This window comes from Aeromonas sp. HMWF015 (assembly GCF_963878965.1).
Classification (GTDB): Bacteria; Pseudomonadota; Gammaproteobacteria; order Enterobacterales; family Aeromonadaceae; genus Aeromonas; species Aeromonas veronii.
Map to the genome: position 1 here is coordinate 1 of NZ_CAWNZT010000074.1, position 2,177 is coordinate 2,177.

The window sequence follows — 2,177 nt, forward strand, 5'->3', positions numbered from 1 at the left end:
ATGAAGAGCTGATCCCGACCGCCGATCTGGTGCTGAACCTGACTCCGGACAAACAGCACTCCGACGTGGTGAAAACCGTGATGCCGCTGATGAAGCAGGGTGCCGCACTGGGCTACTCCCACGGCTTTAACGTGGTGGAAGAGGGTCAGCAGATCCGCTCCGACATCACTGTCGTGATGGTGGCGCCCAAGTGCCCGGGGACCGAAGTGCGTGAGGAGTACAAGCGCGGTTTCGGCGTACCTACCCTGATCGCCGTTCACCCGGAGAACGATCCCAAGGGCGAAGGCATGGCCATCGCCAAGGCGTGGGCCTCTGCCACCGGTGGCGACCGTGCCGGGGTGCTGGAGTCCTCCTTCGTGGCGGAAGTGAAATCTGACCTGATGGGCGAGCAGACCATCCTCTGCGGCATGCTGCAGGCCGGTTCCCTGCTCTGCTACGACAAGCTGGTTGCCGAAGGGACTGACAAGGCCTACGCCGGCAAGTTGATCCAGTTCGGCTGGGAGACCATCACCGAAGCTTTGAAGCAGGGTGGCATCAGCCTGATGATGGACCGTCTGTCCAACCCGGCCAAGCTGCGCGCCTTCGGGCTCTCCGAGCAGCTCAAGACCCTGATGCGCCCGCTGTTTGAGAAGCACATGGACGACATCATCGCCGGTGAGTTCTCCCGTGGCATGATGGCCGACTGGGCCGAAGACGATGCCAAGCTGTTCGGTTGGCGTGAAGAGACCGGCAAGTCTGCCTTCGAAAACGCCCCGGCGTTTGCAGGCAAGATTGCCGAGCAGGAGTACTTCGACAATGGCGTGGTGATGGTGGCCATGGTCAAGGCGGGTGTCGAGCTGGCGTTTGAGACTATGGTGGCTTCCGGTATCTACGAGGAGTCTGCCTACTACGAATCCCTGCACGAGCTGCCGCTGATCGCCAACACCGTTGCCCGCAAGCGTCTGTACGAGATGAACGTGGTCATCTCCGATACCGCCGAGTACGGAAACTACCTGTTCGCCAACGCCGCTGTGCCCTTGCTGCGAGAGCGCTTCATGCCGACCCTGAAGGCGGGCGATCTGGGTGCCAGCAAGGCGGAAGGGCAGAGCGTGGATAACCTGGCGCTGCTGGCGGCCAACGAGGCGACCCGCAACCACCCGATCGAAAAAATCGGCCAGGTACTGCGCGGTTACATGAAGGACATGAAACGTATTGCTGTTGGTGGTTAATCAGCTATGACCCGCAACCATGCCTGGTGCGAGAAAATCGGTCAGGTACTGCGCGGTTATATGAAAGACATGAAGCGCATCGCCGTTGGTGGTTAAGCCTGTATCGGGCTGGATGATGAAGGGGCGGGGATGACGATCCCCGTCGCTGGTCGGACTGGACACCCGATCGGCCAGCCAGAAAAATCAGCCTGACAGTCATAAAAAAGCCCCGCTCATCGAGCGGGGCTTTTGCATTCAGAAAGGCTGGATAAATCAGGCTTTCCACGCTTTCCAGGTGTTGATCAGACCGTTGGTTGAGCAGTCGTGGCTGGTGACAGCCTCGTTGTTGCCCAGCTCCGGCAGGATCTTGTTGGCCAGCTGTTTGCCCAGCTCCACGCCCCACTGGTCGAAGGAGAAGATGTTCCAGATTGCGCCCTGTACGAAGATCTTGTGTTCGTACATGGCGATCAGGGCACCCAGGGTTTTCGGGGTCAGGCTCTTGAACAGAATGGAGTTGGTCGGGCGGTTGCCTTCGAACACCTTGAACGGCACCAGATCCTTGACCTGCTCCAGCGTTTTGCCAGCAGCCAGGAACTCGGCTTCGACCTCTTCCTTGCTCTTGCCGAAGGCCAGCGCCTCGGTCTGGGCGAAGAAGTTGGCCAGCAGTTTCGGATGGTGGTCACCGATCGGGTTGTGGCTGATGGCCGGCGCCAGGAAGTCGCAGGGGATCAGCTTGGTGCCCTGATGGATCAGCTGGTAGAAGGCGTGCTGGCCGTTGGTGCCCGGCTCACCCCAGATGATGGGGCCAGTTTGGTAGTCAACCGGCTTGCCGTTGCGATCCACGTACTTGCCGTTGGATTCCATGTTGCCTTGCTGGAAGTAGGCAGGGAAGCGGTGCATGTACTGGTCGTACGGCAGAATGGCTTCGGACTCGGCACCGTAGAAGTTGTTGTACCACAGGCCGATCAGCGCCAGCAGCACCGGCACGTT

At 59.9% G+C, this 2,177-nt stretch carries 1 protein-coding gene and 1 pseudogene; one reads left to right on the forward strand and one right to left on the reverse strand.

The window, feature by feature from the left end; translation table 11 throughout:
• A partial coding sequence (ilvC, locus tag AACS18_RS03200) for a ketol-acid reductoisomerase (RefSeq protein ID WP_108613677.1) occupies positions 1-1,208 on the forward strand: 1,208 nt, incomplete at its 5' end.
• A 252-nt stretch (positions 1,209-1,460) separates the two neighbouring features.
• Here the strand turns inward: ilvC and pgi are convergent.
• Positions 1,461-2,177, reverse strand: a pseudogene (gene pgi / locus AACS18_RS03205) (glucose-6-phosphate isomerase); the annotation flags it as partial.